General features: G+C 62.0%; 31 protein-coding genes and 1 tRNA gene. 16 read left to right on the top strand and 16 right to left on the bottom strand.

Features of this window, described 5'->3' with window-relative positions:
* Nucleotides 1-25: 25 nt before the first annotated feature.
* Entirely contained in the window at nt 26-679 is a 654-nt protein-coding gene (locus tag ACFQJC_RS02485; protein WP_390221667.1) for an ArsR family transcriptional regulator, read from the top strand.
* A gap of 22 nt (nt 680-701) precedes the next feature.
* Here ACFQJC_RS02485 and ACFQJC_RS02480 read toward each other — a convergent pair whose 3' ends face one another.
* Nucleotides 702-1,193, bottom strand: a complete 492-nt coding sequence (locus ACFQJC_RS02480) for a hypothetical protein (RefSeq protein WP_390221666.1) — start codon at nt 1,191-1,193, stop codon at nt 702-704.
* 200 nt (nt 1,194-1,393) lie between these two features.
* On the opposite strand from ACFQJC_RS02480, the gene gatD reads away from it, so the two are divergent.
* Both gatD and ACFQJC_RS02470 read left to right on the top strand, forming a co-directional pair.
* The gene (gene gatD, locus ACFQJC_RS02475; protein ID WP_390221665.1) at nt 1,394-2,641 is read left to right on the top strand and encodes a Glu-tRNA(Gln) amidotransferase subunit GatD; all 1,248 of its coding nucleotides are present in this window, start codon (nt 1,394-1,396) and stop codon (nt 2,639-2,641) included.
* Nucleotides 2,641-3,546: a GNAT family N-acetyltransferase gene (locus tag ACFQJC_RS02470; RefSeq protein WP_390221664.1), complete on the top strand. Its 906-nt coding sequence runs from the start codon at nt 2,641-2,643 to the stop codon at nt 3,544-3,546. Before gatD ends, ACFQJC_RS02470 begins: the two co-directional genes overlap by 1 nt.
* Nucleotides 3,547-3,552: 6 nt before the next feature.
* Here the strand turns inward: ACFQJC_RS02470 and ACFQJC_RS02465 are convergent, their stop codons facing one another.
* Nucleotides 3,553-4,581 carry a PAS domain-containing sensor histidine kinase gene (locus ACFQJC_RS02465; protein WP_390221663.1) on the bottom strand — a complete coding sequence of 343 codons (1,029 nt, stop codon included), beginning with the start codon at nt 4,579-4,581 and terminating at the stop codon, nt 3,553-3,555.
* A gap of 175 nt (nt 4,582-4,756) precedes the next feature.
* On the bottom strand, nt 4,757-5,833 hold the full coding sequence (gene carA, locus ACFQJC_RS02460) for a glutamine-hydrolyzing carbamoyl-phosphate synthase small subunit (protein WP_390221662.1): 1,077 nt from the start codon (nt 5,831-5,833) through the stop codon (nt 4,757-4,759).
* A gap of 97 nt (nt 5,834-5,930) precedes the next feature.
* On the opposite strand from carA, the gene ACFQJC_RS02455 reads away from it, so the two are divergent.
* Genes ACFQJC_RS02455 through ACFQJC_RS02440 form a run of 4 tightly spaced genes read left to right on the top strand, consistent with a single transcriptional unit; the run spans nt 5,931 to nt 8,112 of the window.
* The gene (locus ACFQJC_RS02455; protein ID WP_390221661.1) at nt 5,931-6,344 is read left to right on the top strand and encodes an Lrp/AsnC family transcriptional regulator; all 414 of its coding nucleotides are present in this window, start codon (nt 5,931-5,933) and stop codon (nt 6,342-6,344) included.
* A 52-nt stretch (nt 6,345-6,396) separates the two neighbouring features.
* Nucleotides 6,397-6,966 carry an NUDIX hydrolase gene (locus ACFQJC_RS02450; protein WP_390221660.1) on the top strand — a complete coding sequence of 190 codons (570 nt, stop codon included), beginning with the start codon at nt 6,397-6,399 and terminating at the stop codon, nt 6,964-6,966.
* Entirely contained in the window at nt 6,953-7,363 is a 411-nt protein-coding gene (locus ACFQJC_RS02445; RefSeq protein WP_390221659.1) for a desampylase, read from the top strand. The genes ACFQJC_RS02450 and ACFQJC_RS02445 overlap by 14 nt, the downstream gene beginning before the upstream one ends.
* A 50-nt stretch (nt 7,364-7,413) precedes the next feature.
* Nucleotides 7,414-8,112, top strand: coding sequence for an SDR family NAD(P)-dependent oxidoreductase (locus tag ACFQJC_RS02440; protein WP_390221658.1), 699 nt, complete (start codon nt 7,414-7,416; stop codon nt 8,110-8,112).
* A 1-nt stretch (nt 8,113) separates the two neighbouring features.
* On the opposite strand, the gene ACFQJC_RS02435 is transcribed toward ACFQJC_RS02440, so the two are convergent.
* Complete coding sequence (locus ACFQJC_RS02435) at nt 8,114-8,584, bottom strand: hypothetical protein (RefSeq protein ID WP_390221657.1); 471 nt, start codon at nt 8,582-8,584, stop codon at nt 8,114-8,116.
* Nucleotides 8,585-8,706: 122 nt separating this feature from the next.
* Nucleotides 8,707-9,984, bottom strand: coding sequence for a kynureninase (gene kynU, locus ACFQJC_RS02430; protein ID WP_390221656.1), 1,278 nt, complete (start codon nt 9,982-9,984; stop codon nt 8,707-8,709).
* A gap of 82 nt (nt 9,985-10,066) precedes the next feature.
* Between kynU and ACFQJC_RS02425 the strand changes: the two genes are divergently transcribed.
* A complete protein-coding gene (locus ACFQJC_RS02425) occupies nt 10,067-11,029 on the top strand; it encodes an alpha/beta hydrolase (RefSeq protein WP_390221655.1) in 963 nt (320 codons plus the stop codon).
* Nucleotides 11,030-11,043: 14 nt separating this feature from the next.
* On the opposite strand, the gene ACFQJC_RS02420 is transcribed toward ACFQJC_RS02425, so the two are convergent.
* The 6 genes from ACFQJC_RS02420 to ACFQJC_RS02395 all read right to left on the bottom strand — a co-directional run bounded on the left by ACFQJC_RS02420 (nt 11,044) and on the right by ACFQJC_RS02395 (nt 17,746).
* Nucleotides 11,044-12,066 carry an AIR synthase family protein gene (locus ACFQJC_RS02420; RefSeq protein WP_390221654.1) on the bottom strand — a complete coding sequence of 341 codons (1,023 nt, stop codon included), beginning with the start codon at nt 12,064-12,066 and terminating at the stop codon, nt 11,044-11,046.
* Nucleotides 12,067-12,343: 277 nt separating this feature from the next.
* Complete coding sequence (locus tag ACFQJC_RS02415) at nt 12,344-13,294, bottom strand: alpha/beta fold hydrolase (protein WP_390221653.1); 951 nt, start codon at nt 13,292-13,294, stop codon at nt 12,344-12,346.
* 85 nt (nt 13,295-13,379) lie between these two features.
* Nucleotides 13,380-15,596, bottom strand: a complete 2,217-nt coding sequence (locus ACFQJC_RS02410) for an amino acid permease (RefSeq protein WP_390221652.1) — start codon at nt 15,594-15,596, stop codon at nt 13,380-13,382.
* A complete protein-coding gene (locus ACFQJC_RS02405) occupies nt 15,593-16,072 on the bottom strand; it encodes a universal stress protein (RefSeq protein WP_390221651.1) in 480 nt (159 codons plus the stop codon). The genes ACFQJC_RS02410 and ACFQJC_RS02405 overlap by 4 nt, the downstream gene beginning before the upstream one ends.
* 207 nt (nt 16,073-16,279) lie before the next feature.
* Entirely contained in the window at nt 16,280-16,678 is a 399-nt protein-coding gene (locus ACFQJC_RS02400; protein ID WP_390221650.1) for a hypothetical protein, read from the bottom strand.
* Nucleotides 16,679-16,750: 72 nt separating this feature from the next.
* Nucleotides 16,751-17,746: a YeiH family protein gene (locus tag ACFQJC_RS02395; protein WP_390221649.1), complete on the bottom strand. Its 996-nt coding sequence runs from the start codon at nt 17,744-17,746 to the stop codon at nt 16,751-16,753.
* Between the two features lie 337 nt (nt 17,747-18,083).
* Here ACFQJC_RS02395 and ACFQJC_RS02390 point away from each other — a divergent pair, with 337 nt between their 5' ends.
* From ACFQJC_RS02390 to ACFQJC_RS02375, 4 genes are all read left to right on the top strand, one after another.
* Nucleotides 18,084-18,710, top strand: coding sequence for an adenylate kinase (locus ACFQJC_RS02390; RefSeq protein WP_390221648.1), 627 nt, complete (start codon nt 18,084-18,086; stop codon nt 18,708-18,710).
* A 108-nt stretch (nt 18,711-18,818) separates the two neighbouring features.
* Complete coding sequence (locus ACFQJC_RS02385; protein ID WP_390221647.1) at nt 18,819-19,739, top strand: DUF106 domain-containing protein; 921 nt, start codon at nt 18,819-18,821, stop codon at nt 19,737-19,739.
* Nucleotides 19,740-19,856: 117 nt separating this feature from the next.
* Entirely contained in the window at nt 19,857-20,435 is a 579-nt protein-coding gene (gene cmk, locus ACFQJC_RS02380; RefSeq protein WP_390221646.1) for a (d)CMP kinase, read from the top strand.
* Between the two features lie 2 nt (nt 20,436-20,437).
* A complete protein-coding gene (locus ACFQJC_RS02375; RefSeq protein ID WP_390221645.1) occupies nt 20,438-21,307 on the top strand; it encodes an RNA-guided pseudouridylation complex pseudouridine synthase subunit Cbf5 in 870 nt (289 codons plus the stop codon).
* Here ACFQJC_RS02375 and ACFQJC_RS02370 read toward each other — a convergent pair.
* Complete coding sequence (locus ACFQJC_RS02370) at nt 21,304-21,576, bottom strand: hypothetical protein (RefSeq protein WP_390221644.1); 273 nt, start codon at nt 21,574-21,576, stop codon at nt 21,304-21,306. The two genes, ACFQJC_RS02375 and ACFQJC_RS02370, sit on opposite strands and share 4 nt — an antisense overlap.
* A 138-nt stretch (nt 21,577-21,714) precedes the next feature.
* On the opposite strand from ACFQJC_RS02370, the gene ACFQJC_RS02365 reads away from it, so the two are divergent.
* Nucleotides 21,715-21,785 (top strand) — tRNA-Pro (locus ACFQJC_RS02365).
* A gap of 461 nt (nt 21,786-22,246) precedes the next feature.
* On the top strand, nt 22,247-23,125 hold the full coding sequence (locus ACFQJC_RS02360) for a hypothetical protein (RefSeq protein WP_390221643.1): 879 nt from the start codon (nt 22,247-22,249) through the stop codon (nt 23,123-23,125).
* Nucleotide 23,126: 1 nt separating this feature from the next.
* Here ACFQJC_RS02360 and ACFQJC_RS02355 read toward each other — a convergent pair whose 3' ends face one another.
* Both ACFQJC_RS02355 and ACFQJC_RS02350 read right to left on the bottom strand, forming a co-directional pair.
* Nucleotides 23,127-23,639, bottom strand: a complete 513-nt coding sequence (locus ACFQJC_RS02355; protein ID WP_390221642.1) for a hypothetical protein — start codon at nt 23,637-23,639, stop codon at nt 23,127-23,129.
* 133 nt (nt 23,640-23,772) lie between these two features.
* The gene (locus tag ACFQJC_RS02350) at nt 23,773-24,195 is read right to left on the bottom strand and encodes a PH domain-containing protein (RefSeq protein ID WP_390221641.1); all 423 of its coding nucleotides are present in this window, start codon (nt 24,193-24,195) and stop codon (nt 23,773-23,775) included.
* Between the two features lie 534 nt (nt 24,196-24,729).
* Between ACFQJC_RS02350 and ACFQJC_RS02345 the strand changes: the two genes are divergently transcribed.
* A complete protein-coding gene (locus ACFQJC_RS02345; protein ID WP_390221640.1) occupies nt 24,730-25,128 on the top strand; it encodes a VOC family protein in 399 nt (132 codons plus the stop codon).
* 7 nt (nt 25,129-25,135) lie between these two features.
* Here ACFQJC_RS02345 and ACFQJC_RS02340 read toward each other — a convergent pair whose 3' ends face one another.
* Together ACFQJC_RS02340 and ACFQJC_RS02335 are read right to left on the bottom strand one after the other, a co-directional pair.
* The gene (locus ACFQJC_RS02340) at nt 25,136-25,591 is read right to left on the bottom strand and encodes a universal stress protein (RefSeq protein WP_390221639.1); all 456 of its coding nucleotides are present in this window, start codon (nt 25,589-25,591) and stop codon (nt 25,136-25,138) included.
* 87 nt (nt 25,592-25,678) lie between these two features.
* Nucleotides 25,679-26,146 carry an HPP family protein gene (locus tag ACFQJC_RS02335; protein WP_390221638.1) on the bottom strand — a complete coding sequence of 156 codons (468 nt, stop codon included), beginning with the start codon at nt 26,144-26,146 and terminating at the stop codon, nt 25,679-25,681.
* Nucleotides 26,147-26,221: 75 nt separating this feature from the next.
* On the opposite strand from ACFQJC_RS02335, the gene ACFQJC_RS02330 reads away from it, so the two are divergent.
* The gene (locus ACFQJC_RS02330; protein ID WP_390221637.1) at nt 26,222-26,785 is read left to right on the top strand and encodes a GNAT family N-acetyltransferase; all 564 of its coding nucleotides are present in this window, start codon (nt 26,222-26,224) and stop codon (nt 26,783-26,785) included.

The raw sequence follows: 26,785 nt of genomic DNA, 5'->3' as shown, positions 1-26,785 counted from the left end.
CCCGCCTACCGACTATGGGTGAGTAATGGATTCCGCGGTACTGCTTGACCTACTCGGGAACGAAAACCGCCGCCGCATTCTGCGGCTACTCTCGCACAAACCGTGCTACGTCACCGAGATTAGCGAGTACCTCGGCGTCAGCCCAAAAGCCGTCATCGACCACCTGCGAAAACTCGAAGAGGCGGGGCTTATCGAATCACACACCGACGACCAGCGGCGCAAGTACTTCCACATCTCTCGTAACCTCAGACTGGAGGTGAACGTCTCACCCTACGGATTCGGTGCCAAGAGCGCGTATCCACCGAGTCCGACCCTCGATATGAAAGGGCGATGTCCACACGTCTCGCTCGAAGTCGAGCAGTCGGACAGCAACGACATCTCCTCGCTCGCGCGCGAACTCGGGAACTTAGAGGAACTCGACAACGAACTCTCGCTCGCTCAGCGGTGGGTCCAAGGCCGACTCACCGAGGTTCTCGACCGAATCAACGAACGCCTCGGTGTCGATGCCGACAGTCGGTTTTACGCGCAAATCCTCGCCGCCATCGCCCACGGGTCGCGGACGGTCCGCACGATTGCGCGCGAACTGAACGCCGACCCCGGAATCGTCGATGCGGCGCTCCACCGCCTCGCGGAGGGCGGACTCGTCAGTCGCCGAACCGACGGATGGCACATCAACTAATTAGATTTTCAAAAGTCGGGTTTCACAACTCGCGGGTCAACCCGTCCCGCAAATCTCGGCCGAAGTAGTGTCCGACGAGACCAGCGAGCGCGCCCGTCACAGAACCCACGCCAGCGATGGCGACTCCGTACTCGGCGAGCAACTGGAGCGCGAAGGGCGCGAACACCGACAGGAGCGTCGAGAGGAGGAACGCGAACCCCGCGGCGACTGCCCCGGCGAGACCGACTTCGGCGTATCGACGGGTCGAACCGAGTATCCCGAGGAGGAAGCCAGCGGCGGCGATACCGAGGAAGGTACCGAGAAAGCCGACGACTGGAACTGCGCCGCCGATGATGCCACCGACGACGGAGAGCACGAGCGCGAGGAGGAACGTCTTCGGCGAGAAGAGACCGCTGAGTCGGCCGCCACTCTTGCCACCCCGTTTCGTCGTGGCCGACTCCTCGTCGTCGAGGTTCAGCCCTGCGAGGATGTCATCGACAGACGATTCGGACTCGCGTTGGTCGGACCGTTGCATATCTAGGGTGTCGCGGGCGAGATGGATGGCTTTTGTGTTAGAAGTGGTCGAGGTTGCTGTCCAGAGGTTGTACTGAGCGGCGAGAGAAACGAGCCGCTCAGCACTTTTTGGTCCAGATTTTTGCGGTGAGCGGGTCGCCGAAGGCGACCCCGAACCGTAAAAAGGTGGGTTTGAAGTCTGCCGCCACGCTATCCCGCGATATGAATGCAGGCGACCGTGTCCGCGTCACGCGCGGAGACGTGACGAACGAAGGCGTCTTGATGCCCTCTTCGACCGAGGACCACCTCGTCATCAAACTCGAAGGCGGCTACAACATCGGCATGGACCGCGACGACTCGGACGTGGAAGTACTCGAAACCGACGTGTACGACGTCGAAGACGCGCAGTCGGAGACGGGCGCGGCCTCCGAAATCGAGTTCGACGACGACCTCCCGACGATTTCGCTCATCTCGACCGGCGGCACCATCGCCTCGACGGTGGACTACCGCACGGGCGCGGTGACGGCGCAGTTCGACGCCGAAGACGTGCTTCGGGCCGTCCCGGACCTCGCCGGGCGCGCGAACTACCGCGGCCGGGTCGTCGCCAACATCCTCTCGGAGAACATGACGCCCGAGGTGTGGGTGAACCTCGCCGAGGCAATCGTCGAAGAGATAGAGGCGGGCGCGGACGGCGTCGTCGTCATGCACGGCACCGACACGATGCAGTACTCCGCGTCGGCGATGTCGTACATGCTCGATACGCCGGTTCCCATCGTCTTCACCGGCAGTCAGCGCTCGGCCGACCGCCCGTCTTCGGACAACGTGATGAACGCCGTCTGCGCCGTCGAGGCCGCGAAAGCCGACGCCGCGGAGGTCATGATTTGCATGCACGCCTCCGAGTCCGACGACGTGTGCGCCCTCCACGAAGGGACTCGCGTCCGCAAGAACCACACCTCGCGGCGCGATGCCTTCCAGACTATCGGCGCGAAACCGTTGGGCGAAGTCGATTACGAGGCGGAGGAGGTCACCTACCGCCGCGACTACGCCGAACGCGGGTCGGTGGACCTCGCGCTCCACGCCGACCTCGACAGCGAGGTCGAACTCGTCAAGTTCACGCCGGGGATGGACCCCGCGGCACTGGACTACCTCGACGGCAAGTCCGGTCTCATCATCGAAGGGACGGGTCTCGGTCACATCCACACCGACCTCATTCCGCGCATCGAGGAACTCGTCGCGGACGGCACCGTCGTCGCCATGACCTCGCAGTGTCTCGAAGGCCGCGTCTGTGACCGCGTCTACGACACCGGCCGCGACCTGCTCGATGCGGGCGTCGTCGAAGCGGGCGACACCCTGCCGGGGACGGCCAAAGTCAAACTCATGTGGGCGCTTGCGAACCTCGCGGACCCGGCCGAGGCGATGGGCCGGAACCTCGAAGGCGAGTTGACCGAACGCTCGGTCCCGTGGGAGTAATGGAGATACGATCCGCCCGACCCGACGACTACGACGCCGTCGCCGCCTTCACGAGCGACACGTGGTCCGACCGCGGTGGCTCGGACTACATCCCCGATATCTACCACGACTGGATAGACCCGGGCGAGCAGACGCAGGTCACCCTGCTCGTCGATATCGGCGACGAGACGCCGTCGGACGAGGTGGTCGCCATCGCGCAGATGGTGATGCTCTCGGAGTACGAGGCGTGGGCACAGGGCATGCGCGTCGCACCCGACCACCGAAAGCAGGGCTACGCGTCGAAACTCAACGACGCGCTGTTCGACTGGGCGCGCGAACAGGGTGCGAAACGCGTTCGCAACATGATTCACTCGTGGAACATCCCGAGTCTCTCCACCGCACGCGCGGCTGGATTCGAACCCGGAATCGAGTTCCGGTGGGCCACGCCCGACCCCGACCTCGACGCCGAAAGCGACCTGCGCGTCAGTACCGACGCGGACGCCGCGTGGGCCTTCTGGACCGACAGCGACACGCGTCACGAACTGAAGGGTCTCGCGCTCGACCCGGTCGAGTCGTGGGCCGTCTCGGAACTGACGCGCGAGCGCCTCCACGACGTGGCCGACGACGGTCGCCTGTTCGTCGTCGGCGACGACCGCGTCTCGGGGATGACCTATCGGAATCGCACGTACGCCCGAGAAATCGACGGCGAGACGGTGACGTGGGCGGAGTACGCCGTCGCGGCGTGGGACTCACAACCGGCGTGTCAAGCGCTCATGGACGCCGTTCGTCGGGACGCCGCGGAAGTCGGTGCCGACCGAACGCGCGTGCTCGTCCCGGAAGGCGTCGAGTGGGCCTCCGACGTCGCCTACACCCACAGCGGTCTCGCCGAAGAACCGACGTTCGTCATGGACGCCGAACTGTCGTAACCGGACTCACTCCCACGAAATCCCGTCTACTTCGATGCGGATGCCGCCGAGTTCTGAGTCAACGATTTCGAACGACCAGCCGTGCAGGTCGGCGATGCGACTCGCAATCGAGAGACCGACCGATTCGTAATCGACGCCGAGTAACTGCCCCGCCGGGGTGGCTATCGTCCGCTGTTCGTTCGACGGTGGCGTGCCGTTGTCTTCGATGTAGAGACCGTCTGTGGTCGTGCCGATAACGACGTACGTCGGGGCTTTCGATTGCACGTTTCCCTCGACTCGGTTGACCAGAATCGACGCGAGAAGCAACCCGAGGAGGTGTCTATCTGCGTCGAAGGTGCCGTCGCCGACGATGCGACACGAGACGTCACCGTGTCGGCCGAGGTCACCCCACGCTCGCGTGGCCGCGTCTCTGAAATCGACCCGTTCGAGTTCTACCACTCGCGTCTGGTCGGCGAGCGCGACACTTCGTCCCAGCACCGACTCGATTCGATTGAGTGTCTCTCGCAGCGCTCTGGCATCCTCGCCGTCGTCTTCGACGAGTTTCTGCGTCAGCTCCCGCGCCCGTTCGAGTTCGTCGGTGAGTTCCGACGAGAACAGGTGCATGAGCATCGTGAGATGCTGGTTCTTCTCGTTGACCTGGAGTTCGGCGAGCCGTCGGTCGGTGATATCGAGGTGCATCACGAGCGCGAACTTCCCGTGGCGTTGGGTGAGAAACGGGACGGCAATCAGCAGGAACCACCGGTACACGGAGGGAGAGTGGCACGGGTATTCGGCCGTGAAGATGTCCCGCTGCCCGGCGAGAATCGACCGGATGCCGTCGGCGACGACGCCAGCGAGTTCGTCTTCCTCACTGGCAGCATCACACACGTCGAAGTAGTTGACGCCGACCGAATCGACAGACCCGACGTACTCGTTCGCCTCGGCGAACGTTCGCCACGCTCGATTCGTGTAGACGATATCACCTGACCCGTTGAGGAGTGCCACCTCTGTCGGAAGTTCATCGAACCCGCGTTCGATGAGCGACACGTCTGCCATACGCTCACGTATGCGCTACAACGAGTTGACGGTTTCTTCGGAAAAGTAACGTAACCGATTGCCTACCAGCGGAGTCTACGGCGGTGTCTCTGGCGTCGTCAGATGCGTCTCGAACGTCGTCAGATACGTCACAAACGCCGTCAGATACGTCTCGAACGTCGGTGGTGGTGCGCGGTTAGTCGGAGGCGACGACTTTCCGCGTCTTCTCATTTCCCGCCGGGGCCATCGCAAGCACGTCGTCGAAGAAGCCGAGCGAGTCGTGGGGACCCGGGTGGGCTTCGGGGTGGTACTGACGCGTGATGACGTTCAGGTCGGTGCTGGCCAGTCCTTCTGCAGTGCCGTCGTTGACGTTGACTTGGGTCACGTCGAGGGTGCCGGGTTCGGCGACGGTGTAGCCGTGGTTCTGCGTCGTCATGATGACCTTCCCCGAGTCGAGGTCGCGGACGGGTTGGTTGACGCCGCGGTGGCCGAAGGCCATCTTCTCGGTGGTGCCGCCGAGCGCGCTGGCGATGATTTGCTGGCCGAGGCAGATGCCGGCGAGTGGAACCTCACCCGCGAACGCTTCGACGAGGTCGTGTGTCGCCGTGTAGTTCTCGGGGTCGCCCGGCCCGTTCGAGATGAACAGGATGTCGGGCGAGAGCGCCGAGACGTCCGCTTCGGTCGCGTCGTAGGGCAGGACGTGAACGGTCGCGCCGCGAGCGACGAGCGACTCTGCGATGGACTTCTTCGCACCGCAATCGACGAGCGCGACGGTGGTGTCGCCGTCGCCTTCGTAGGTCACAGGCTCGGTCGTCGTGACCTGCGCGCCGATGTCGGTGTGTTCGCTCATGCCTTTGCACTTTGCGAGTTCTTCTTTCGCGGCCTCGGGCGTCGCGTCGTCGCCGACGACGATACCGACTTTCATCGCGCCTTGCTCGCGGACGGACGTGACGATGTCGCGGGTGTCGATGTGGTCCACCGCAGGGACGCCTTCTTCTGCGAGCCACTCGACGACTTCGTCGGTGAACTCGCGGGCGACGGCGGCACGGGGGTGGATTCGGTCGGACTCGAATCGCTCGGCTCGGACGCCGTAGTTACCGATGAGGGGGTACGAGAACGTGAGAACCTGTTCTTCGTACGAAGGGTCGGTTAGACTCTCTTCGTAGCCAGTGTATGCAGTTGTGAACACCAGTTCACCGCGCGTGCGACCCGGAACACGGCCACGCGCTTCGACGACGCGGCCATCCTCCAGAGCCAGGTAGGCGTCCGACATTACGAGATACGAACGGAATGTGGGTGCATAAGTGTTACTTTCGAAGCCGAGTTACGAAATTCGTAATCTGTAAGAGTGTGGAGGGTGCAAATGGGATATGGACGACTTGGACCGGCGCATCCTCGACATTCTTCGACGGGACGCTCGGACGCCGAACACCGAGATTGCGGCCGAGGTCGGCACGTCAGAGGGGACCGTCCGCAACCGCGTCGAACGCTTGGTCGAGAGCGGGGTCATCGAGCGCTTTACTATCTCCACTCGAACCGGGAACCTGAAGGCGATGATAGAGGTGACCGTCGCGGTGGACGTGGACACGAACAGCGTCTCCGAGCGGATGGCCGAGTGGGAGGACGTGGACTTCGTCTGGCAGGTGTCGGGCGAAGAAGACATCGTCCTCGTCGTAGACGCCGCCGACACGCGCGCCGTCAACGGACTCATCACGCGTGCGCGCGAGCACGACGACGTGAAGAGCACGAAGACGCGCCTCATTCTCGACGAGCGACTCGGCTGAATTTCCGGTTCGCATCGAAGCATAATTGACCCCCGACTCCGACGAACAGGACATGAGCGACGCACAGGCCGACGAGGCCACGGAACTCCACAAGAACGCCATGCAAGATGTCATCGCCGTCGATTCCGACGACAACAAAGAGGGAATGGTGAACCGCCTCGAGGCCCACACGGGCGACGGCATCCGCCACCGCGCTTTCACGTGTCTCGTCTTCAACGAGGAGGGCCAACTCCTCCTCGCTCAGCGCGCGCCCAACAAGCGCCTGTGGGACACCCACTGGGACGGCACCGTCGCCTCCCACCCCGTCGAGGGCCAGAGCCAAGAAGACGCCACGAAACAGCGCCTCGAAGAGGAACTCGGCATCACGCCCGACCAGTACTCCGACCTGCGCGTGACGGACAAGTTCGAGTACAAGCGCTACTACGGTAACTCGGGTCTCGAATGGGAGGTCTGCGCCGTCCTGAAGGTCACCCTCGAAGACACCACGCTCGACCCCGACGAGGAAGAAATCGCCGGCATGCTCTGGGTGGACTACGAGCACCTCAACGACCACCCCAAGTGGTACCGCCAACTGCGCCTGTGCCCGTGGTTCGAAATCGCCATGCGCCGTGACTTCGAGTAAGCTCACGCTCGAACCGAACGCCCGCGAGGAACTCCTCGACCACGTCCGAGAGGGCGCATCGCGGGACCCTCCAGCAGAGGTCTGCGGCATCCTCGCCGGCACTGGAAACACTCTCTCTCGTATTCTCCCCGTCTCCAACGTCGCCGACGAGCCGCGCGTCGCGTACGAACTCGACCCCCAAGAGACCCTTACGAAAATCGAAAGCGTCGAGGAGTCGGGCGATTCCGTGCTCGGATTCTATCATTCGCACCCCGAGTCGGCACCGGTTCCGAGTGCCACTGACCGCGAGCAGGCGTCGTGGCCGGGCTATGTATATCTCATCTGCTCGCCAGATGGGCGGATGAACGCCTACGAGTGGACTGCGGATGTGTTCGAACCACTCGAAATCAGCAGGTAACCTCACCCGCCTTCGGTGAGAATAACCGCCCCGAGTTCTCACACCCCCGTATGGAACCCGAACTCTACGACGACCTGACGGGACAGGTCGCCCTCGTCACGGGCGCGAACCGCGGTATCGGCCGCCAAATCGCAATCAACCTCCGTGACCTCGGCGCAACCGTCTACGCCGGGTCCCGAAGCATGCTGAACGAGACGCCGGAGGGAACCGAGCGCGTCATCCTCGACGTGACCCAAGAAGGCGACATCGAAGAAGTCGTAGACGGCATCTTCGCCGACCAAGGCCGACTGGATATCCTCGTCAACAACGCCGGTATCGGCGAGTTCGGAAACGACCTCGTCGCAGAGCCAACCGACGCTATCGACAAGACCCTGAGTGTCAACGTCCGCGGGCCGATGCTGCTGTGCAAGCACGCCGTTCCGCTGCTCCTCCAGAACGACGGCGGGCGCGTCGTCAACGTCTCTTCGGGCATGGGCGCAATCGGCGAAGCACAGTCCGGCGGGTCGCCCTCGTATCGAATCTCGAAGACCGCAATCAACGGACTGACTGCTTACTTGGAGGGCCAGTACGGCGACGACGGCCTGATTGCGAACTCCGTCTGCCCCGGATGGGTCCGAACCGACATGGGCGGCGAGAACGCCTCGCGCTCGGTCGAAGAGGGTGCGGAGACGCCGACGTGGCTCGCGCGGTTCAAGCCCGGTAGCGAATCTGGGAAGTTCTGGCGGAAGAAGGAAGTTATCGACTGGTAATCTATCGACCGGAAATCGGTAGCGGTGCGGCGCGTCGGAGTAGGCTCGTGAACTCGCGGTCGCTCGAATTTTCTTCCACGGGGGGTTCGGCAGTGCCCTTTCTGAATTCGTTCAGCGCGACGAGTACGTAGTACACGCCGACGAGTCGGGTCGCCGGGTACACCCACGGTTTCCACTCGCAGTTTCCTGCGTCGGCGTAGGCGATTTTGCTCCCGTAATCGACGTACGCGCGAGGGAACAGCATGGCGAGGACTCCGATGACGCCGACGAATTTCTTGAACGACGACAACGACCCACCCCGACGCGCGAGGACCATGAGTATCGCCCCCTCACTCCGCATCACGGGAGTCATCCAGGGTCGCATCTCACACTCGTCTGGGTTTTCGAGCGCCAGTCGCTCTGCAGTCCGGACGAGCGCACCCGGTCGAAAGAACTCGACGATACCGACGACTCTGAGTACAGTGCGTAACATGACTGCCACGTAATACGTTACCTAGCCGCATGAATCCATCCGTTGCTTGCCTCACCAGTCGGTGCTAGCCATTCCAATGGGACCGCCGTTTGCCGTTCGAGACCCGACGACCCTGCGGCCTCTCACGTCACGCCGGCACTTCGTCGCTCGAATTCCTCGTACTCACTTCCATCCAAAATCTCTCGCAGATGTTCGACTGTCCGGTACACGTCTTCGAACCCGATGTACGCGGGCGACGGCGCGATTCGAACGACGTTCGGCACGCGGTAATCGACGATAACGCCGCGTTCTTTCAGCGCCAGACTGATGCGGTAGGCTTCGTCGTGTTCGACCGCGACGTGGCCGCCACGGGCGTCGTGGTCGCGGGGAGTTCCGACCTCGCACTCCGGCAGTCGCTCGTCCACGAGTTCGATGAGGAAATCGGTGAGTTCGAGCGACTTCTCGCGGAGTGCTCCGACGCCGCCGGCGTCCTCCACGATATCGAGCGCACCGTCGAGCGGCGCAGCGGATAGAATTGGAATCGTCCCAACCTGAAATGCGCCCGCCGAGTGGGCGGGGTCGTACGTCAATTCCATATCGAACTGCGTCGCTTTGTCGTTGCCCCACCATCCGGCGAGTGCGGGCGTAGTTCCGAAATGGCGCTCGTTGACGTAGAGACCGGCAATCGCACCCGGACCGGCGTTGAGATACTTGTAGTGGCACCAGACGGCGAAGTCCACGCCAACTGCTGAGAGCGAATGCGGAATCACGCCCACCGAGTGCGCGAGGTCGAATCCGGCGAGTGCGCCCGCGTCGTGGGCCGCGTCGGTGATGGTCTCGATATCGAACAACTGGCCGCTCCGATACAGCACGGAGGGGAGAAACACCATCCCCACGTTCTCGTCGATTGCGTCGAGTACGTCCTCGGTCTCGATGGTTCGACCGTCTCTGCTTTCGACCACGCGGAGGGCCTCGTCGGGGTCCATCCCATGGCTTCGGAGTTGCGCGCGAATCGCGTAGTGGTCGGTCGGGAAGTCGAGCGAATCGACGACGATTTTCTCGCCGCGGTCGGGGTCGTAGAACGTGCCGACGAGCGCGTGGATGTTGACCGTCGTGGAGTTGGCGACGACGACTTCTTCGGCCGTCGCGCCGACGAGGGGGGCGAGTCGCTCACCGAGTCGCTCGCCGTAGGTGAACCAGTCGGGGTCGGCGTCGGTCCACCCGCGAATCCCGAGTTCGCGCCACTGTTCGACCGCGCGGTCCAATGCTGCCTCCGCATCTTCCGAGAGGAGACCGAGCGAGTTGCCGTCCATGTACAACTCGCCGTCGGGAATCGAAAAGCGGTCTCGGAGGTCCGAAAGCGGGTCCGACGCGTCACGTTCGCGGGCGTCGGAAAGAGAGATATCGTGGTCGCCGTCCATGGCCGACAGACGGGTGGGCGCGAGAAGTAACTTCGTGACCCGGTAGCGTCGGGCTTTTTTCGGTTCGCCCCGCCGGGGGTGTATGAACGAGGAATTTGGTGTCGCGTCTGCGCCTGCGGCGGACGAACTCGACCCGCAGGCCCAAGCGGTCGTTGACGACGTCTCGCAGTTGGGTATCCCCGAGTGGTCCGCGCTGGACATCGACAGCGCCCGCCGCATCGAAGACGAGGTGTTCGCGGCGAGCGACGCACCCGCGGTCGCGCGCGTCACCGACTTCGCTATCTCCGGACCCGCTGGCGAAATCCCGATTCGCGTGTATCATCCCGCGCCCGGCGAACAGCGCCCAGTACTCGTCTTCTTCCACGGCGGCCTGTGGGCGATGGGGACGCTGGACTCCATCGACGGCGTCTGTCGGCGACTCGCCGTTCGCGCCGAGTGCGTCGTCGTCTCGGTCGATTACAGACTCGCCCCGGAGCATCCGTTCCCGGCGGGACTCGAAGACTGCGTTGCGGCGGTCGAGTGGGTCGCCGAACACGGCGACTCGATTGGTGCTGATTCCGCATCGATTTCCGTCGCGGGAACCAGCGCCGGCGGCAACCTCGCGGCCGCGACGTGTCTCTCCGTGCGCGAGTTCGGCGGGCCAACGATTGCGAGCCAGTTCCTCCTGTATCCGATAACCGACCTGTCGCTGGAACACGCCTCGCTGGACGAGAACGCCGCGGGACCGCTGCTCACACGGCGTGACGTCGCGTGGGCACACGAGACGTATCTGGACTCAAAAATCGACCGACGAAACCCTTTCGCGGCCCCGCTCCGCGCACCATCGCACGCCGACTTGCCGCCCGCCTACGTCGTCACGGCGGGATTCGACCCGCTTCGAGACGAGGGCGCGGCGTACGCGACGGCACTCCGAGATGCGGGCGTCGAAGCCGTCCACGACCACGAACCGGCCATGCCTCACGGGTTCTTGAGTCTGACCGCGAGCGTCGATGCCGCGGACGACGCGCTCGACAGGGTTGCGGACGCCGTGAAGACTGGCTTCTGAAAACAGGCCTCTGACTACTCGGTTTCGCGCGCGAGTCGCTCGTAGGCGTCCCACGACGGGTCGCCCGTGGGTCGCTCTATCTCCTCGCCATCGATGACGACGCCCGAGCCTTCGGTGACGGTTCCGGCGACGCCGACAGCGGTTCCGCGGTCGGTGAGGGCCGAGACCACGTCGTCGGTCACCCCGGGGTCGCACGCCACGAGGAGCGTGCCGGCGGTGGTCGAGCGCCACGGGTCGATATCGAGGTAGTCGCACACCTCGCGGACGCCGGGGCGCATCGGGATGCTCGACGAGTCGAGTTCGAGACGGACGCCCGCGGTGTCGGCGACTTCGGTGAGCGCGCCGTGGACGCCGCCTTCGGTGGCGTCGTGCATGGCGTGGACGCCCCGTCCGCCCGCCGCCGAGATGGTCATCGCGTCGCGGACGCCGCCGGTCTCGTCTAATCGCTCCTGTGCGGTGGCGAGCGTCTCGGCGTCGAGTCCGTCGAACCCGTCGGGGAAGAGTGTCGTGAGGAGACCGGTCGTCTCGACGGCGGGACCGTTCGTGACGAGCAGGTCGTCGCCGGGGCGTGCGCCGTCCGGGCGAACCACGTCTTCGTGGTCGCCGACTGCGAGCGCGGTCGCCCCGCCAATCCACGGATACGAACACCCGCCGTAGCGGGCGGTGTGGCCGGTGACGATGGAGATGCCGAGGTCGTCGGCCTCCTCGTGCAGGGCGGCCCAGAGGGTTGCGAACTCGTCGTCGGTCATCTCGGGCGGGAGCGTAAAGGAGATTGCGAGGTGCGAGGGGTCGAGACCCGAGACGGCGACGTCGGTGAGGATGATATCGAGTGCGAATCTGGCCGCGCGGTCGAACCCGAGTGCCGGGAGGATAGAGACGGGGTCGGTTGCGAGCGCGACGGCCGTTCCATCGAGGTCGAGGAGACCGAAATCGACGCCGTGGGTCGGCCCGAGAGCCACGTCGTCACGGTGTGCGCCGAGTCGAGGGTAGATGTACTCGGCGAAAAAGCCGCGATCGACCTTTCCGAGGTCTGTCATACACGAATTCGGACACGAGCGAGTAAGAACGTACTCATCTGCGTCGAGGCGAAGCAGTCGTTTCACTCGGGATGTGGGAAGATGGGACGGTCCCCCGTCCCACGCTCATGAAGAACGACGCGGAATCGGTTCGAAGGGGTATGAAATGTCCCACCACCGGACTGACCGCGTCACCTGTGTAGTTTCGCTCGGAGTACAAGTAAGTCGCTAAGTCTTCTCGATGGAGCTATATAGGAAAATCACAGCGAAGAAACTGTTTGCTAGTTGCAAGTGGGGATTAAATAACGCGACGGCCGGCCTCGTCGGGGGTGTTGTTCGGGGTTCGCCACCGGTCGTCGAGGTGTTCGACGAGACAGTGTGCGACGGCGACTGGCTCTTCGTGGTGTACCCAGTGGGTCGCATCCTCGAAGACCCTGAGGTGGCCATCGTCGCAGTAGCGGAGGCTCTCGCGGGCCATCTGTCGAGACAGGAACCCATCTTTCGCCCCCCAGAGGACGAGCGTTGGGACGCCGACCGATTGCTTCGGCGGTGTCGGGCGCTCTCGAACGAGTGCGCGATACCAGTTGACCATCGCGTTGTACGCGCCGGGGGCGCTCCACGCGGTGCGGTAGTGCTCGAAGTCCGTCGGAGAGAACGTCCCCGGCAGCGCCGAGTCGTCCATCACGCGATGGAGCGTCTCCCAGTTTCGAAGCGGAGTGAGGAGTTCGGGAAGCTTCGGGAGTTGGAAGAACAGGACGTACCAACTGCGCAGTTGTTGTCTCGGGTCGCGCCGAAGGTGACGGGCGAAGACGCTCGGGTGGGGTAGGTTGATGACGGACAGCGAGTGGACGCGGTCCTCGTCGGTGAGTGCGACCCACCACGCGACCGCGCCACCCCAGTCGTGGCCGACGATGTGCGCCCGTCTCCTCCCGTAGGCGTCGATGAGACCGACGATATCACCCGCGAGTTCGTCCATTCGATAGGCGTTGACTCCGTCCGGTTTGTCACTCCGGTTGTAGCCGCGTTGGTCGGGGATGACGACACGATAGCCCGCTTCGGAGAGTGGTCGGATGTAGTCCGCCCACGCGTACCAACACTCTGGGAACCCGTGAAGCAAGACGACGAGTTCTCCGTCTTCCGGTCCCGCTTCGACGACGTACAGTGAGACGTCGCCGACATCGACCATTCGCCCGTCCGCCGCAGTGGGTAGTGCGACGTCGCTGCAACCCACCCCCGATGACGTTGACATGCAACTGGCTACGTCGTCAACCATCAAATGTTCCCCGGCAAGCTGACCGACACGTAGCGGAAAAATCGCTGAGTGAGCGCTGCTGTTACCCGAACAGACGTTCGCGGAGTTTCCGCTGGCGTGTCTGTTCGGCGAGGAGGACCGAACAGGACACGTCGTCCACGACGTCCATGACGAGCGTCCCGCTGAGGAGACGCGAGAGCAGTCCGCGCTCGGTCGCACCGATGATGACGAGCGACGAATCCGCGGCGTAGGATTCGATGATGTGCTCGACGTCACCGGACTCGACGGCGAGGTTCGCGTCGGCTAAGTTGCGCTCGGCGGCCCACTCACTGAGGAACGATTCACCCGCCTGCACGTCGTCGGCGACGTGGAGGAGCGTGATGTTCGAATCGTACACCTCGCGGAAGGCGTGCGCAATCGACGCCGAGAGGTCGGAGTCCGGCCCACCGGCGGTCGGCACGAGGATGTCCGAAGGGTCGAATCCGCGGTCTTTCAGCACCAGCACGTCGTAGGGGAGCGAACTCGTGATTTCGTCGAGTGCGCTCTCTGCGCGGCCGGGAGAGCCGTGAGTCGGTCCCCAGCCCATCACCATCAGGTCGGCGTTGTACGTCTCGGCGGCGTCGAACACTTCCTCGAACGACCGGTGTGAGAGGACGGTGTGCGTCTCGAACGGCACGTCCATCGCTTGTGCGCTCTCGCGCGCCGATTCGAGGAGTTGGTCGGCCTCGGAGAAGTCGTACTCGGCTTTCGCGGAGGCGAGTGCGGTCTGGTCCGGGACCTGCACGATGTGGACACCGACGAGCGTGCCACCGCGGTTCTTTGCGAGCGACCCGGCGAGTTGGACGAGGTCGCGTTGGCTCTCAGGGTTCGCCAGCGGAACCAAGACGCGATACCCGCCGTCGGGTTGAACGCTCGTCGCGGCCGACACCGCGGCGTCCGGGAGTTTTTCGGAGCGTTGGAGCACCGTCTTTGCGAGGATGCCGGTCTTGGTCGCCTTCCCGCGGGCGTACACGGCGTACCAGAGCATGGCGAACACGACGAATCCGAGCGCGAGCAGGACGATCGTGTCGGCGAAGAACGCGATGAGTGCGAACGACGTAATCGCGCCGACGATTGGCGTAATCGGGTAGAACGGCACCGTGTAATCCGGTTGGTAGTCCTCGGGGTCGGCGACGCGCATCACGATGAGCGCGACGTTCAACAGCCCGTAGATGATGAGGTGCAGCACGCTTCCGGCGCTCGCCAGCGTGTTCACGTCCGCGAGGAGGATGAACAGCAGGATGAACCCGCCCGTAATCGCAATCGAGCGATACGGCGTGCCGAACCGCGGGTGTATCTCGTTGAGTTCGGTCGAGACGAGTCGGTCACGACCCATGGCGAAGTTGATGCGCGAGGAGGCGAGAATCGACGCGTTCGCGCTCGATGCAGTCGCCAGCAACCCACCGATGAGCATCGCAATCGCGCCGACCGGCCCGATGAGTAAGCGTGCAACGTCCACGACGGCGGTGTCGTTGTTGGCGACGAGGCTGTTATCGACTGCGGCGAGCACCGTGACGAGGACGAGTGCGTACACCGCAGTGACGATGATGACGCTCCCGAGGACCGCACGCGGGAGGTTGCGTCCGGGGTCTTTGATCTCCTCTGCGACGGACGTAATCTGGACGAATCCGAGGTAGGAGACGAAGATGAGACCCGTCACGGGGAGCAGCGGCGAGACGCCCTTGTCCGGCGGGACGATTGGGCGAAGCTTCGAGATGTCCGCGTTCAACAGGCCGAAGACGGTGAATACCGCGAGAATCCCCAAGAGGATGATGACGATGACGTTCTGGAGCGTCCCCGTCTCTTTCGCCCCCACGTAGTTGATGAAGACGAAGAGCAATCCACCGGCGAGCGCGACGAGTTTGACGCCGGAGATGGTGACGACCCCGAGCGAGAGGCTCGGGACGTCGAGGAACGTCACGACGTACTGGCCGAAGCCGGTCATGTAGAACGCCGAGGCGAAGGCGAGACCCATCCAGTTACCCCACCCGGCGACGCTGCCGAACAGGGGTCCGAGCGCGTGGTTGATGTAGTAGTACGCGCCGCCCGATTTCGGCATCGCCGTCCCGAGTTCGCTGGCCGATGCGGCGGTGAGGAGGGCGATGACGCCGCCGAGGATGAACGCGACGGCGGCGAGCGGTCCCGCCTGGGCGACTGCCGCGCCGGGAAGGACGAAGATGCCTGCTCCGATCATCGTCCCGATACCGATCGTCAGTGCCGCGAGCGGGCCGAGGTCTTTGGCGAGTTCTTCGTCAGTCATCGGTCACCGTCGTCGGTCGTCGAATCTGGTTCCGTCTCGTCGCTCCCCGGAAGGACGACGACCGGTCGCTCATCGTTGTGGACGAGGTGCTTGCGTACGTCGCCCGAAAACAGGTCCCACCACCCGCGACCCTCGCGGGGTGAAAAGACGATTGCCGTGGCGTCAGTCTCGTCGGCGACGTCCAGAATCTCTTCGGCGACGTCGGTCGCAAAGCGAAGTTCGGTCTTCACGTCGAGACCGAACTCGTCGGCGATTCGAGCGACGATGTCGAACACTTCGTCGGCGAGTTCTTCGCGTTGCTCGACGCCTGCTTTGTCCGGTGCGCCGCCCGCTTTTTCGATGACGTGAACGACAGTTGCCTGTCCGTGTTGGCCGGCGATGTGCGGGAAGGCGGCACGACACGTCGCGGTGGCGTCCGCTTCGTTCGCAATCGGCAACAGCGGCCGAGCGAACAGTGACTCGACTGTCTCAGTCATTACCTGTGAGCGGGCTTTCAGAGGTGTTCTTCGGTCGGTTCCACCCGGCGGGAGCGGACCGCACGGTGCCGTGAGATCCACCCAGACAATGTGACCGTCGGGAATCCATAGTGGGCGCTTGGACGTGAATTGGTTTAGAAGTTCGCAAACCTGCCGAATGCGACGGGGAAATTCGGCAAGAAAATAGACGTTCGTTAGATTCTTGGTTCAAACCGCGACGACCCACGCGCGATAGTCCTCGTCGCGGCCGTAGACGGTCTGAAACGCGTCATCGGTGAACGCGGCGAGTCGGTTCGCATCGGAACGTGCGGTGATTCGGACGTTCGTCCCCTCTGCGGTCTCTGGACTTTCGAGTTGGTCGATACGGAACTCCGGGTACGAGGACAACATTCCCTTCAACTTTTCAAGTTCGTCGTCGGTCACGTCCATGTTGAACGTCCGGTCGGCGAACTGAATCCACGGTGCCGGGGCGTCTTCGCCGTCAACGTCCGGGTCGTAGTCGGCTTCGACGGTGAGAAACGCGCTGCCGCGGTTGCGGTGGGCAACGACGGCGTCGGCGAAGAGTTTTCGTCGCTCGCGTGTGGTGGCCGCCTCGAATCTCGTCATACCTGCCGGTACTCCGTCTCGGTACAAAAGCCACCCGCGTCGTCGCCGGGGGTCGTGGGTCGCCGTGGGGCCTCAAAGCAGCGCCGTGACGAGCGCGAGCGACACCGCGCTGACCGCGAGGAGTTGTGCAGCGAGGACTGCGACGGGGGTGAGACCGGTTTCGCGCATCGCGGCGAGGCGAACGTCGAGTCCGAGTCCGACGAACGCCAGCGCGAACAGCGTGTCGCTCGCGGTGTCGATGGCGGCGAGGGCGTCGGCAGAGAGCACGCCGCTGTTGGTGAGACCCGCGACGAGACCGAAGCCGACCAGAAATCGCGGGACGCCATCGAGGAGACCGCGGAGGCTGTCGGTTTCGCCGTCGGCGTAGCGGAACGCGTACCACAGGGCGACCGCGCCGAGCATCGAGTTGCGCGCGAGTTTGGTGACCGTGGCCCACTGCCCGGCGACTGCCGAGTGGGCGAACCCGGCGGCGGTGACGGGACCGGTGCTGAACATGCTCAGTCCGACCCAGACGCCGAACTCCTGGCCGGAGAGCGGGAGCAGGTCGCCCGCGATGGGGAACAAGGCGAGGGTAAGTGCGTCGAACAGGAGCACCGCGGCGACGACGTGGGCGAGTGACTCGCCATCGGCTTCGATGGTTCCGGCGATGGCTGTCGCCGCCGAGACGCCGCAGACGCTCGCGCTCGCGGCGAGGAGCGAACTCGTCTTCTCGGCGAGTCCGAACACGCGTCCCGCGAGGAGTTCGACGAAGCCGACGCCGGCGACGACGGTTACGACGACGAGACCGAGAACGACCGGGCCGGAGGCGGCAAGTTCGTCGAGCGCGATACGCGCACCCAGAAGGACGATACCGGTTTCGAGGAGGAGTTTTTGCGTGCCGACGCCCGCCTCCGCCCACTCGGGGACGCCGACGGTGTTGGCGACGAGTGCGCCGAAGAAGACGCCGAGCAAGAGCGCGTTGACGCCGGGGACGACGCCCGCGACGAGCATCGACCCAGCCGCGAGCACGACGAGCAGGCCGACTCCCGGGAGGAGTCGTCGGACCCGACTTCGGCCCGCCGCGCTCACGGCGTTCCCACGGCGACGATGGTCACGAGTGCGGGTCCGAGGAGCGTTGCTCGCCAACCGCGCTCTAGTGAACACCACCGAGCGCAGAGTTGCGTGAGGGTGTCCGAATTCGTCGATGTATCACGCATCGATTGGTGCCAAGAGATTCTCCGCGTTGAAACTGTCGCTCTGTGTCGGCGGAATCGGCAACAATCGCTGGAAGACAAGCCCGAATTGAGGGGAAGAACGTGTCGATGCGAGAAGATGCAGCAACAATTTCTGCTTTCTCTCGGATACAATCTCGCAGATGTGAGTTGCTTTCTTCAACACTATATGCTCTCGCCGGGACGGGTCGGGTATGGGAAAGCGCATCCTGCTGCTCGGCGCACCCGGCGCTGGCAAGGGCACTCAGTCGAAGCGACTGGCCGAAACGTACGACGTGGAGCACGTCACGACCGGTGACGCGCTTCGCGCGAACAAGGACATGGAGACGGAGTACGGCACGCCGCGTTCGTTCATGGAGAAGGGCGAACTCGTCCCCGACGGCATGGTCAACGAAATCGTCGAGGCGGCGCTCGCAGACGCCGACGGCTACGTCCTCGACGGCTACCCGCGCAACCTCTCGCAGGCGGAGTACCTCACGGAGATTACGGACCTCGACGCCGTGCTCTACCTGAAGGTCGCCGAAGACGAACTCGTCGAGCGCCTCACCGGCCGTCGCGTCTGCTCGGAGTGCGGCACGAACTTCCACGTGAAGTTCAACCAGCCCGAAGAGGAGGGTGTCTGTGACGAGTGCGGTGGCGAACTCGTTCAGCGCGACGACGACACCGAAGAGACCGTCCGCGAGCGACTCTCGGTCTTCGAGGAGAACACCGAACCCGTCATCGAGCACTACCGCGACGAAGGCGTGCTCGTGGAAATCGACGGCGAGCAGACGCCGGACGAGGTTTTCGACGACATCGAAGCGGTCCTCGACGACGCGTAACTGCGCACCGACGCTCGCTTTTTTCGCGGCGAACTCCCCCGACGAGCCGTGCGGACGCGTCAATCGCAGAGTAAAACCTTGATAACGCCCGGTTGCCAAGGCAGGGTAATGGCACGAATCGAATCGAAGGTGCGCGAGCTCGTCGGTTCGGACGCCGACATGCGCGATGCGGTCGAAACCGTCCTCGAACGGGCGGACGACGGCGAAGTCGCGTGGGCGGACGTCCGCGACGAGCTGACGAGCGGCCAGTGGGGCCGCCTCATCGAGAAGGGCATCCTCGTCGATGGCGACGAAGGCTTCAAACTGGCTGATGCCGATGCGACCCGCGCTGGACTCGAAGCGCCGGACGAGGACTCGGGGTCGGCCTCCGCAACCTCGACGTCCGTGGATACCGGTGACTCCTCGTGGTCGAAGTACGACAAAGGCGCGGCCGTCGTCACGGTCGGTCTCTTCCTCGGCTACTCCGTCTCCGAAGTTCGGGACGTCATCGGCGGCGTCATGGACGTGTTCCTCGGCCCGCTGGCGACGATGCTCCCGTTCTACGCCGTCGTGATGGTGCTCGCACTGGCGACGGGTCTCTACTCGACGCTCTTGCAGGCGAACCTCATGGACATGGAGAAGATGGGCAAGTACCAAGAGCGGATGAAAGAGATCCAGAAGCGGCAGAAAGACGCCAAAGAACGCGGCGACGACGCGGCGCTCGAAAAGATTCAAGAAGAGCAGATGGAGGCCATGGGCGACCAGATGGGCATGTTCAAAGAGCAGTTCCGGCCGATGGTGTGGATTATGTTCCTCACCATCCCGGTGTTCCTCTGGATGTACTGGGCCATCGGCGTCGGCGGGGCGAACGCCCAACCGCACGTCACGCTCGAACCGCTCGTGCTCCCGATGATCGGGACTGTCGCGTGGAAAGACGCGGTCCTCGGCCCGATGCAGGCGTGGATTATCTGGTACTTCCTCTGTTCGATGGGCTTCACCCAGATCATCCGCAAGGGTCTCAACATCGACATGACGCCGTCGAGCGCGTAAGACTCGACTCTCTCTTTCTCGAACCGGGAGACCGACGCTCGAAGACCGCCGTGAGAAGCCCCCACAGGGTCGGACGCTAACGATAACACCTTTTAGCCGACCGCTCTCAGCATGCATATGTTACTGACCGTCTCCGGGCCACCGGGAAGCGGAAAGAGTACCACGGCCGCCGCACTCGCCGAGGCGTTCGACCTCGAACACATCAGCGGCGGGGACATCTTCCGAGAACTCGCCGCAGAGCGCGACATGACGGCCGTCGAGTTCAACAAACTCGCCGAGGAAGACGACCAAATCGACCGCGACCTCGACCGCCGACTCCGAACCATCGCGGTCGAACGCGACGACGTACTCCTCGAATCTCGACTCGCTGGCTGGCTCGCCGGCGACGAAGCCGACCTTCGATTCTGGTTGGACGCCCCAGTCTCCGTCCGCGCCGAGCGCATCGCCGACCGCGAGGACAAGTCGGTCGAACTCGCCCGCGAGGAGACGACGACGCGTGAGGAAAGCGAAGGCCTGCGCTATCAGGAGTACTACGGCATCGACATTACGGACCTCTCTATCTACGATATCGCGCTCAACACGGCCCGCTGGGGCGAAGCCGACGTGCCCGCAATCATCACCGCGGCGGTCGAAGCCTACGACCCTGCGGACGACGAAGGCAAGTACCCCGTCGAAGGCGTTCGCTACGACTTCTAACCATGCTTCGTGACCCACCCGAACATCGGACGCTCGACGACCTGCTCTCGTTCGGCGTCGTCAACCTCGACAAGCCGCCGGGGCCGTCGGCCCACCAAGTGACCGGGTGGGTCCGCGATATGACTGGCCGTGAGCGCGCTGCCCACTCGGGTACGCTCGACCCCAAAGTCACGGGCTGTCTCCCCATCCTTCTGGGCGACGCCACCCGAATGGCGCAGGTGTTCCTCGAAGGCTCGAAAGAGTACGTCTCGGTGCTCGAACTCCACGGACCGGCACCCGCCGACATCGATTCGACCGTCGCCGAGTTCGAGACGAAACTGTACCAGAAACCGCCCCGCAAGTCGGCCGTCTCACGTCGCCTCCGCGCCCGCGAAATCTACGACCTCGACCTCCTCGAAGTGCAGGACCGACAGGCACTCCTCCGTATTCGGTGTGAGTCGGGCACCTACATCCGCAAGGTGTGTCACGACATCGGTCTCGCTCTCGGGACCGGCGGCCACATGGGCCATCTCCGCCGCACCGCGACCGACCCGTTCGACGACTCGACGCTCGTGAATCTCTACAACCTCCAGGACGCACTCGTCTTCGCCGAGGAGGGCGACGAATCGTGGATTCGGGACGTCGTCGCGCCCGCCGAGCGCGCACTGACGCACCTCCCGTCGGTGACCATCGCTCGCTCAGCCGCCCGCGAAGTCGCCCACGGCGCGCCCGTGTACGCTCCCGGCGTGTTCGACGTCGATTCGGACGCCTCACACGGTGACCTCGTCGCCTGCTACACCGACGATGGCGCTGTTGTCTGTCTCGGAAGACTCGTCGGCGATGCGGAGGCTGAAGAAGGCGAAGTCGTCTCGCTCGAACGCGTGCTGATTTAGCGACGCTTTTCGTCGGCTTTCGAGAGCGTCTCGGCCTGCTCGTGAACCGACTGTAGCTCGCGCTTCGCCCCGTCTTTGTCCACGTCGTAGACGTACCGCCACGACGCGAGCGGATAGCCGTACGATTCCGCCGGTTTCGACTCGGGTGGTGGCGAGCTGTCGTCGCTCGTGAGCCACCGGACGACGCCGTACCCGACCGCACCGACGAGTATCGCCGCGGTGACGAAGTAGAGGACGTCGAATGGAATCGTGTCGAGTACGGGTGGCATTCAGTTGTCACGTCGTCCGGCACGAGTAAAGGTGTTGTCGCCCCGTCGTGTGAAACGCAATCGCACGCTATGGCGTCTCGGGCTTGCAACGAAACGAAGGGCTTAACCGCGAGACACGCATCGCTTTGAATGCACCCTGGGACCGTGGGGTAGTGGTATCCTCTGCCGATGGGGTCGGTAGGACCTGAGTTCAATTCTCAGCGGTCCCATACATTTCTCTCAACACAAATCCGCGAGCCGTGGGTCCGTAGGACCCCGGCGAGACACACTGTGTTGAGTGAATGATGCCGTCCGCTGAGCATTGAGCCAGGAAGTCGCAGCACCGAGCGTAGCGAGGTGACCGTCTTCCGCTGTTCAATTCTCAGCGGTCCCACTCCACCTTTTTACTTCGTTGGGTTTCCTCACGAGCCTTCGGCTCGTTGCGGGAACCCGCCTCGTAAAAATCTGGACCAAAAAAGGCCGCGAAGGCTCGCGTTGCTCGCTTCGCGGTACAATAATGTAGACAAAGTCCGTAGCCACGCCGAGTTAAAAAGAATCCATCTTGAAGAATCAAGTAACACGCAATTCCACTCAGTGCATACATTAAATTCTATACTGGCCAGACTCGCTTACATGAGTGTAGATAATCTAATGTGAGTGACTGTGAAACTTGGATTTGAGACAGTCACAAATGGACTTGCAAACCGACGGTCCTGTTTTCATACCGGTTCCAGGAGGACATATTTCTAAAGTTGCAACTTTCTACGAGCACCAATTCATCGTAGATTACCAACTTTATCTTTACCAGTGTAGGCTTCCTCAACCAAATAACGGTCGTATCAAGGAGCTATTCAAACAGCTTTCAGAATCAAAGATTGTGTCAAGTCACATTGACTCTGGTCATTACGTTATCCATCAGTCGAACGGCAGTTGGGTTGGAAGTGGGATTGACGAATTCCATGAACAGCTTCAAAACCAAGTTGAGCGCTATGAGTCCGTGCCTGAGGATTTTGCTCTTGAGAGATATAAGAACGAATCCGCCATTTACATTCAACTACTCGGTACTGGCGATTACCTCGTCATCAATGCTAATCCTTGGAAACCTACTAGAACACGAGGTTCAGCAGCACATCGAGACTTTAGGCACTTCGAGATTCGACTTATTCTTGACGGACTCCCGTTGAACGACGGCCGGCTAGATGAGTTCTTTGCCCGTACTGGGCTTGAATTCGGTACTGGAAAACCGTGGAATCCAACTACTCAGATGCTTTCGGGAAAATCAATTTCAAGCGTCACCGTGGATGTAAAAGATTGTATTGAGGGGAGAGATGGATATATTGACCAAGTCATCTGCGAGAACCCATTGTATCAGAAGGACGAATTCCTTTCAAGGCTGTTTCCGAACAGGGCTAACATAGTTTCTGGGTATAAATACGCAATTGCTTCATGTGAATTCACTCAGCGTAAAGCAGATACAGCAAGAGTTAATCGCATCTCAGTAACAGACTACGGTCAATTGGGCCGCGATACTACTCAGAACATTTCACTTGATGTCACACTTCAGTATTGATCTACTGGCGCACTTTTTCAGGCTCAAGCTGTTGATTAAATTCTGATCTAGATGTGAAATCTATGTGCTGTTTCAACTGATACTGTGCTTCATCTAATTTAAAAAGTAAATCTCTCCTATCAACTTGGTCATAGGCCGTGTGGAAATTGTCACCAATAATTCGTTGGATGCTAATCGCAGTGCTATAGAAATCCACTACTGCCGAGACTTCGCTTTCGGTCAGTAACCCCAACTCGTCAGAAGATGCTTGGTATACGGAGTCGATCAGGAAACTTCGTGGGTCTAGTGGGTCCATTGAGATTGCATCTTTTTCTCGATGCATGGCTTGAACAACGGGCCTCATACTAGTGATTTCAGAATACAGGGACCTCCGAAGAGTCTTCGCTCGGTTATTTCGTTTCCGTAAGTAAAGACCATAATTTCCAACAACACCCACCACGGCCGCTAGTAGTAGAACAAGATTTCCTGTTGCATTGCTGTTTAATATCTGTATTACTTGTTCAGTGATTGGCACACTGAATAGCAAACAAGGCTAGACTATAACGATTCATATCAACAGATATACTCTTATTCGATCGATGAACTTACTACACTATTCCTGACTAATCGACTCTGGTAAACACTACTCCTCTGCCAGAAAAATTACCTCACGCCGCCGAGTGCCGGTTCATCTCTTCACGAAGCACACTGGCCATCTCTCTGGGGTTCGTAACCTTAATCGCAATCTCACCCGCACCGGTATCGAGTTTCACGCCGCCGCCGCCGAACGCTTCGTAGGTGGAGATACTCCTGATGTCGTCCCATCGAATCTCGATCGTCTCGACCGAGCCAATGTCGGCCATCATGTGGATGATTCGTTTGTCCGTGACGATGCAACCGCTCTTCTTCCAGGCTCGATGCACGAGAAACAGCACTGGCAGTCCGAGACCGAACAGGGGGAGCGCGACGAGTCCGATGACGATTTGGCCCAACCAATTGAGCCAATGAAACGAAACGGTTCCCAGCACCTCCTCGCCTTCGTGCAACGAGACGAGGTCGGCCTGCGCTTGGGGGATATCCCTCTGACTCATTGCCACATCATCAAACTTCGATGACAAGAACGTTGTGTTCATTCACGTGAATTGATGAGTGGGAGGGTGTGTCCCTGCTCGATGCGCAGTATCGACGAAAAGAGCCGAGCGAGTCGAAGTAACCGCATTCGATTTCCAACATTCTCTGCGTGCCGAACGTCGAAGGAAGAGCGGCCTCCCGCGAGAGGGCTGACCTTAGTTACGACCGCAGATCCGTCGGCCGAATAATTTTTTTAACCTCACTCACGGGCGAAAAACCCATATTACTGAAAATCAATTGGCACTTGCGGCAGTCAGAGGCACACACTCGTGGGTAGCAAATTGTCAATCACTTCCTTCCACTGCGTTCGCCTCCTCCGAGACTTGCAGTAAGACGCAAGTCTGGGAGGCCGCACTCTTGTAGAACTCCGTCTCGTCTATCGTTCGCGGGGACACCCAAAAACCACGGTGACCGTCAGGATATCGAGACAGTCAGGACCTCTACTTTCACTCCCTACATCCGCCTTAACCTCGTAGCGAGCCTACACTATCTCGATGATTTCGGACCTCACACACGTCACCGTGCTCGTCGAAGACGCGGACGAAGCAATCGAGTGGTACACCGACAAACTCGGCTTCGAACTCCGCGACGACGAAGCCTACGAACCCGGCATGCGCTGGGTGACGGTCGCACCCGAGGGCGGCGACGTAGAAATCGCCCTCCAACAACCGACCGACGAGTTCGGCGAGGCGCAAGCCGCCGAGATGCGAGACCGCATCGGGAAGGCGACCCCGACGGTGCTCGCCGTTGACGACTGCCGCGCGACGGTCGCAGAACTGAGAGACCGTGGCGTCGAGATAACGTTAGAACCCGAAGAGATGCCGTGGGGTACCCACGCGAACATCGTAGACCTGTACGGGAACCCGTACAATCTGCTCGAGAGCGCTGAGTAACTCTATTTCACTCGGTACGCTTCGCTGAAATTGGAGTCCGGACGATGACCACGTCGTAGGCGTCGTCGCTGGCGACGTTGCCGCCGACGGTACTCACCGACGAGACGAAGTGCCCGGCGTTGTCGCTGCCGACGAACACCATCGAGGCGTCTCTGTTGCGCGCGAGCGAGCGAATCGCGCGCGCAATCGTCCCCGAGGGTGCATGGCGGTCCACGACGACGTGTTCGAACTCGGCGTCCGGACAGCGTTCCGCGACTCGGTCCCGTAAGGTGGAGACGATAGCATCGATATCGAAGGATTCCTCCTGTCCAATCCATCCCCGCTCGCGTGCGTAGTTGGTGTTTCTCTCCGGAATCACAGTCACAGCAACTACGCCTTCGTCGAACACGGTACCGAACTCCGCGCCACGGACGAGCGCCGCCTCGGCGAGTTCCGACCCGTCGAACGGAACGACCAGTGTCATACGTGCAATTCCGTGCAGAGTGTGAAGAAATGGTATTCAATCCAAGTAACACGTCATCTCCGCGAAACTGGTCTCTCGAAGTGGCGACTACTCAAGCAATTCGCTCACCGCAACCAACCCGACTACGCTCACTACAATCACACCCACGTCAAAAGCCGACGATAGCAACCCGAGGGACACAATCAACGTCGTCGCACACGCGGGCGGGTGGACGGTGTCCGTCACCAGCATCCCCCACCCAGTCACAACGACCGAGACGACGCCGCTGAGAATCAACTGCAGGCCGGCAATCGACAACGCGGGTGGAACAGCAGTCAGCGAGACGCCCGAGGCGAGCACCGAGTACGCCGCGAACCCGGCGAGCGCGCCAATCAGGTGGCTGCCGACGACGCGTCGTGGACGGACCTTCTCACGCCGTGTTTCGAACGCGAGGGCGAACGCCGAGGGCCCGAGACTCGGGAAGACGAAGGGTTGACCGGTGACCCACGCGATGAGTCCGAGCACCGCAAAGAGACCGCCCGCGGCGACACCCGTCTCGATAGCTCGTCGTGGCACACTCCCGAGTCTGCGGTCGCTCGCTGAAAACGGTGGCTATCTGATTCAAGTGGCTGGGCTCGAAACAGTGAGGGAATGCCCGGAGCACTGTTCCTCGACGGCGACGAAATCGAGTTGCGAACCGTAGACGGCGACGACGTGGACTTCCTCCACGACCTGGTCAACGACCCGCGAATCCGACGTGGCATCGCCGCGCTCGACCCAATCACGCGAAGTCAAGAGCGCAAGTGGGTCGAAGCCCGCGGAAAGGACGGCAGTATCAATTTCATCGTCGCAGTAGCGGGCGAGACCGTCGGTACCATCGGACTCAAGCCGCCGAACGACGCGGGCGTGGCCGAAGTCGGCTACATGATTGCGCCGAGTGAGTGGGGTAACGGCTACGCGACGGACGCACTGCGAACGATGTGTGGCTACGCCTTCGACGAGCGCGGACTGCACAAGGTGTACGCGAACGTCTACGAGACGAACCCCGCGTCGTCGGCGGTGTTGGAGAAGGTCGGCTTCGAGAAAGAGGGCCACCACCGCGAACAGGGCTTCGTCGATGGCGAGCACATCGACGTGCTCCGATACGGGTTGCTCGTGGACGAGTGGAAAGAGATGACCGCAGCAAACGAAGCCGACGAGAAACGCTGGTTGTAG

Source organism: Haloferax namakaokahaiae (genome assembly GCF_042663225.1).
GTDB classification, from domain to species: Archaea; Halobacteriota; Halobacteria; order Halobacteriales; family Haloferacaceae; genus Haloferax; species Haloferax namakaokahaiae.
Note: the sequence above shows the minus strand (reverse complement) of the source record. Positions and strands in the feature narration are given on the sequence as shown.

What these genes read in the sequence shown, in the direction of transcription:
- ACFQJC_RS02485 (WP_390221667.1), top strand. Translation starts at nt 26, where the DNA reads ATGGATTCCGCGGTACTGCTTGACCTACTCGGGAACGAAAACCGCCGC.
- ACFQJC_RS02480 (WP_390221666.1), bottom strand. Translation starts at nt 1,193, where the DNA reads ATGCAACGGTCCGACCAACGCGAGTCCGAATCGTCTGTCGATGACATC.
- gatD (WP_390221665.1), top strand. Translation starts at nt 1,394, where the DNA reads ATGAATGCAGGCGACCGTGTCCGCGTCACGCGCGGAGACGTGACGAAC.
- ACFQJC_RS02470 (WP_390221664.1), top strand. Translation starts at nt 2,641, where the DNA reads ATGGAGATACGATCCGCCCGACCCGACGACTACGACGCCGTCGCCGCC.
- ACFQJC_RS02465 (WP_390221663.1), bottom strand. Translation starts at nt 4,581, where the DNA reads ATGGCAGACGTGTCGCTCATCGAACGCGGGTTCGATGAACTTCCGACA.
- carA (WP_390221662.1), bottom strand. Translation starts at nt 5,833, where the DNA reads ATGTCGGACGCCTACCTGGCTCTGGAGGATGGCCGCGTCGTCGAAGCG.
- ACFQJC_RS02455 (WP_390221661.1), top strand. Translation starts at nt 5,931, where the DNA reads ATGGACGACTTGGACCGGCGCATCCTCGACATTCTTCGACGGGACGCT.
- ACFQJC_RS02450 (WP_390221660.1), top strand. Translation starts at nt 6,397, where the DNA reads ATGAGCGACGCACAGGCCGACGAGGCCACGGAACTCCACAAGAACGCC.
- ACFQJC_RS02440 (WP_390221658.1), top strand. Translation starts at nt 7,414, where the DNA reads ATGGAACCCGAACTCTACGACGACCTGACGGGACAGGTCGCCCTCGTC.
- ACFQJC_RS02435 (WP_390221657.1), bottom strand. Translation starts at nt 8,584, where the DNA reads ATGTTACGCACTGTACTCAGAGTCGTCGGTATCGTCGAGTTCTTTCGA.
- kynU (WP_390221656.1), bottom strand. Translation starts at nt 9,984, where the DNA reads ATGGACGGCGACCACGATATCTCTCTTTCCGACGCCCGCGAACGTGAC.
- ACFQJC_RS02425 (WP_390221655.1), top strand. Translation starts at nt 10,067, where the DNA reads ATGAACGAGGAATTTGGTGTCGCGTCTGCGCCTGCGGCGGACGAACTC.
- ACFQJC_RS02420 (WP_390221654.1), bottom strand. Translation starts at nt 12,066, where the DNA reads ATGACAGACCTCGGAAAGGTCGATCGCGGCTTTTTCGCCGAGTACATC.
- ACFQJC_RS02415 (WP_390221653.1), bottom strand. Translation starts at nt 13,294, where the DNA reads ATGTCAACGTCATCGGGGGTGGGTTGCAGCGACGTCGCACTACCCACT.
- ACFQJC_RS02410 (WP_390221652.1), bottom strand. Translation starts at nt 15,596, where the DNA reads ATGACTGACGAAGAACTCGCCAAAGACCTCGGCCCGCTCGCGGCACTG.
- ACFQJC_RS02405 (WP_390221651.1), bottom strand. Translation starts at nt 16,072, where the DNA reads ATGACTGAGACAGTCGAGTCACTGTTCGCTCGGCCGCTGTTGCCGATT.
- ACFQJC_RS02400 (WP_390221650.1), bottom strand. Translation starts at nt 16,678, where the DNA reads ATGACGAGATTCGAGGCGGCCACCACACGCGAGCGACGAAAACTCTTC.
- ACFQJC_RS02390 (WP_390221648.1), top strand. Translation starts at nt 18,084, where the DNA reads ATGGGAAAGCGCATCCTGCTGCTCGGCGCACCCGGCGCTGGCAAGGGC.
- ACFQJC_RS02385 (WP_390221647.1), top strand. Translation starts at nt 18,819, where the DNA reads ATGGCACGAATCGAATCGAAGGTGCGCGAGCTCGTCGGTTCGGACGCC.
- cmk (WP_390221646.1), top strand. Translation starts at nt 19,857, where the DNA reads ATGTTACTGACCGTCTCCGGGCCACCGGGAAGCGGAAAGAGTACCACG.
- ACFQJC_RS02375 (WP_390221645.1), top strand. Translation starts at nt 20,438, where the DNA reads ATGCTTCGTGACCCACCCGAACATCGGACGCTCGACGACCTGCTCTCG.
- ACFQJC_RS02370 (WP_390221644.1), bottom strand. Translation starts at nt 21,576, where the DNA reads ATGCCACCCGTACTCGACACGATTCCATTCGACGTCCTCTACTTCGTC.
- ACFQJC_RS02360 (WP_390221643.1), top strand. Translation starts at nt 22,247, where the DNA reads ATGGACTTGCAAACCGACGGTCCTGTTTTCATACCGGTTCCAGGAGGA.
- ACFQJC_RS02350 (WP_390221641.1), bottom strand. Translation starts at nt 24,195, where the DNA reads ATGAGTCAGAGGGATATCCCCCAAGCGCAGGCCGACCTCGTCTCGTTG.
- ACFQJC_RS02345 (WP_390221640.1), top strand. Translation starts at nt 24,730, where the DNA reads ATGATTTCGGACCTCACACACGTCACCGTGCTCGTCGAAGACGCGGAC.
- ACFQJC_RS02340 (WP_390221639.1), bottom strand. Translation starts at nt 25,591, where the DNA reads ATGACACTGGTCGTTCCGTTCGACGGGTCGGAACTCGCCGAGGCGGCG.
- ACFQJC_RS02330 (WP_390221637.1), top strand. Translation starts at nt 26,222, where the DNA reads ATGCCCGGAGCACTGTTCCTCGACGGCGACGAAATCGAGTTGCGAACC.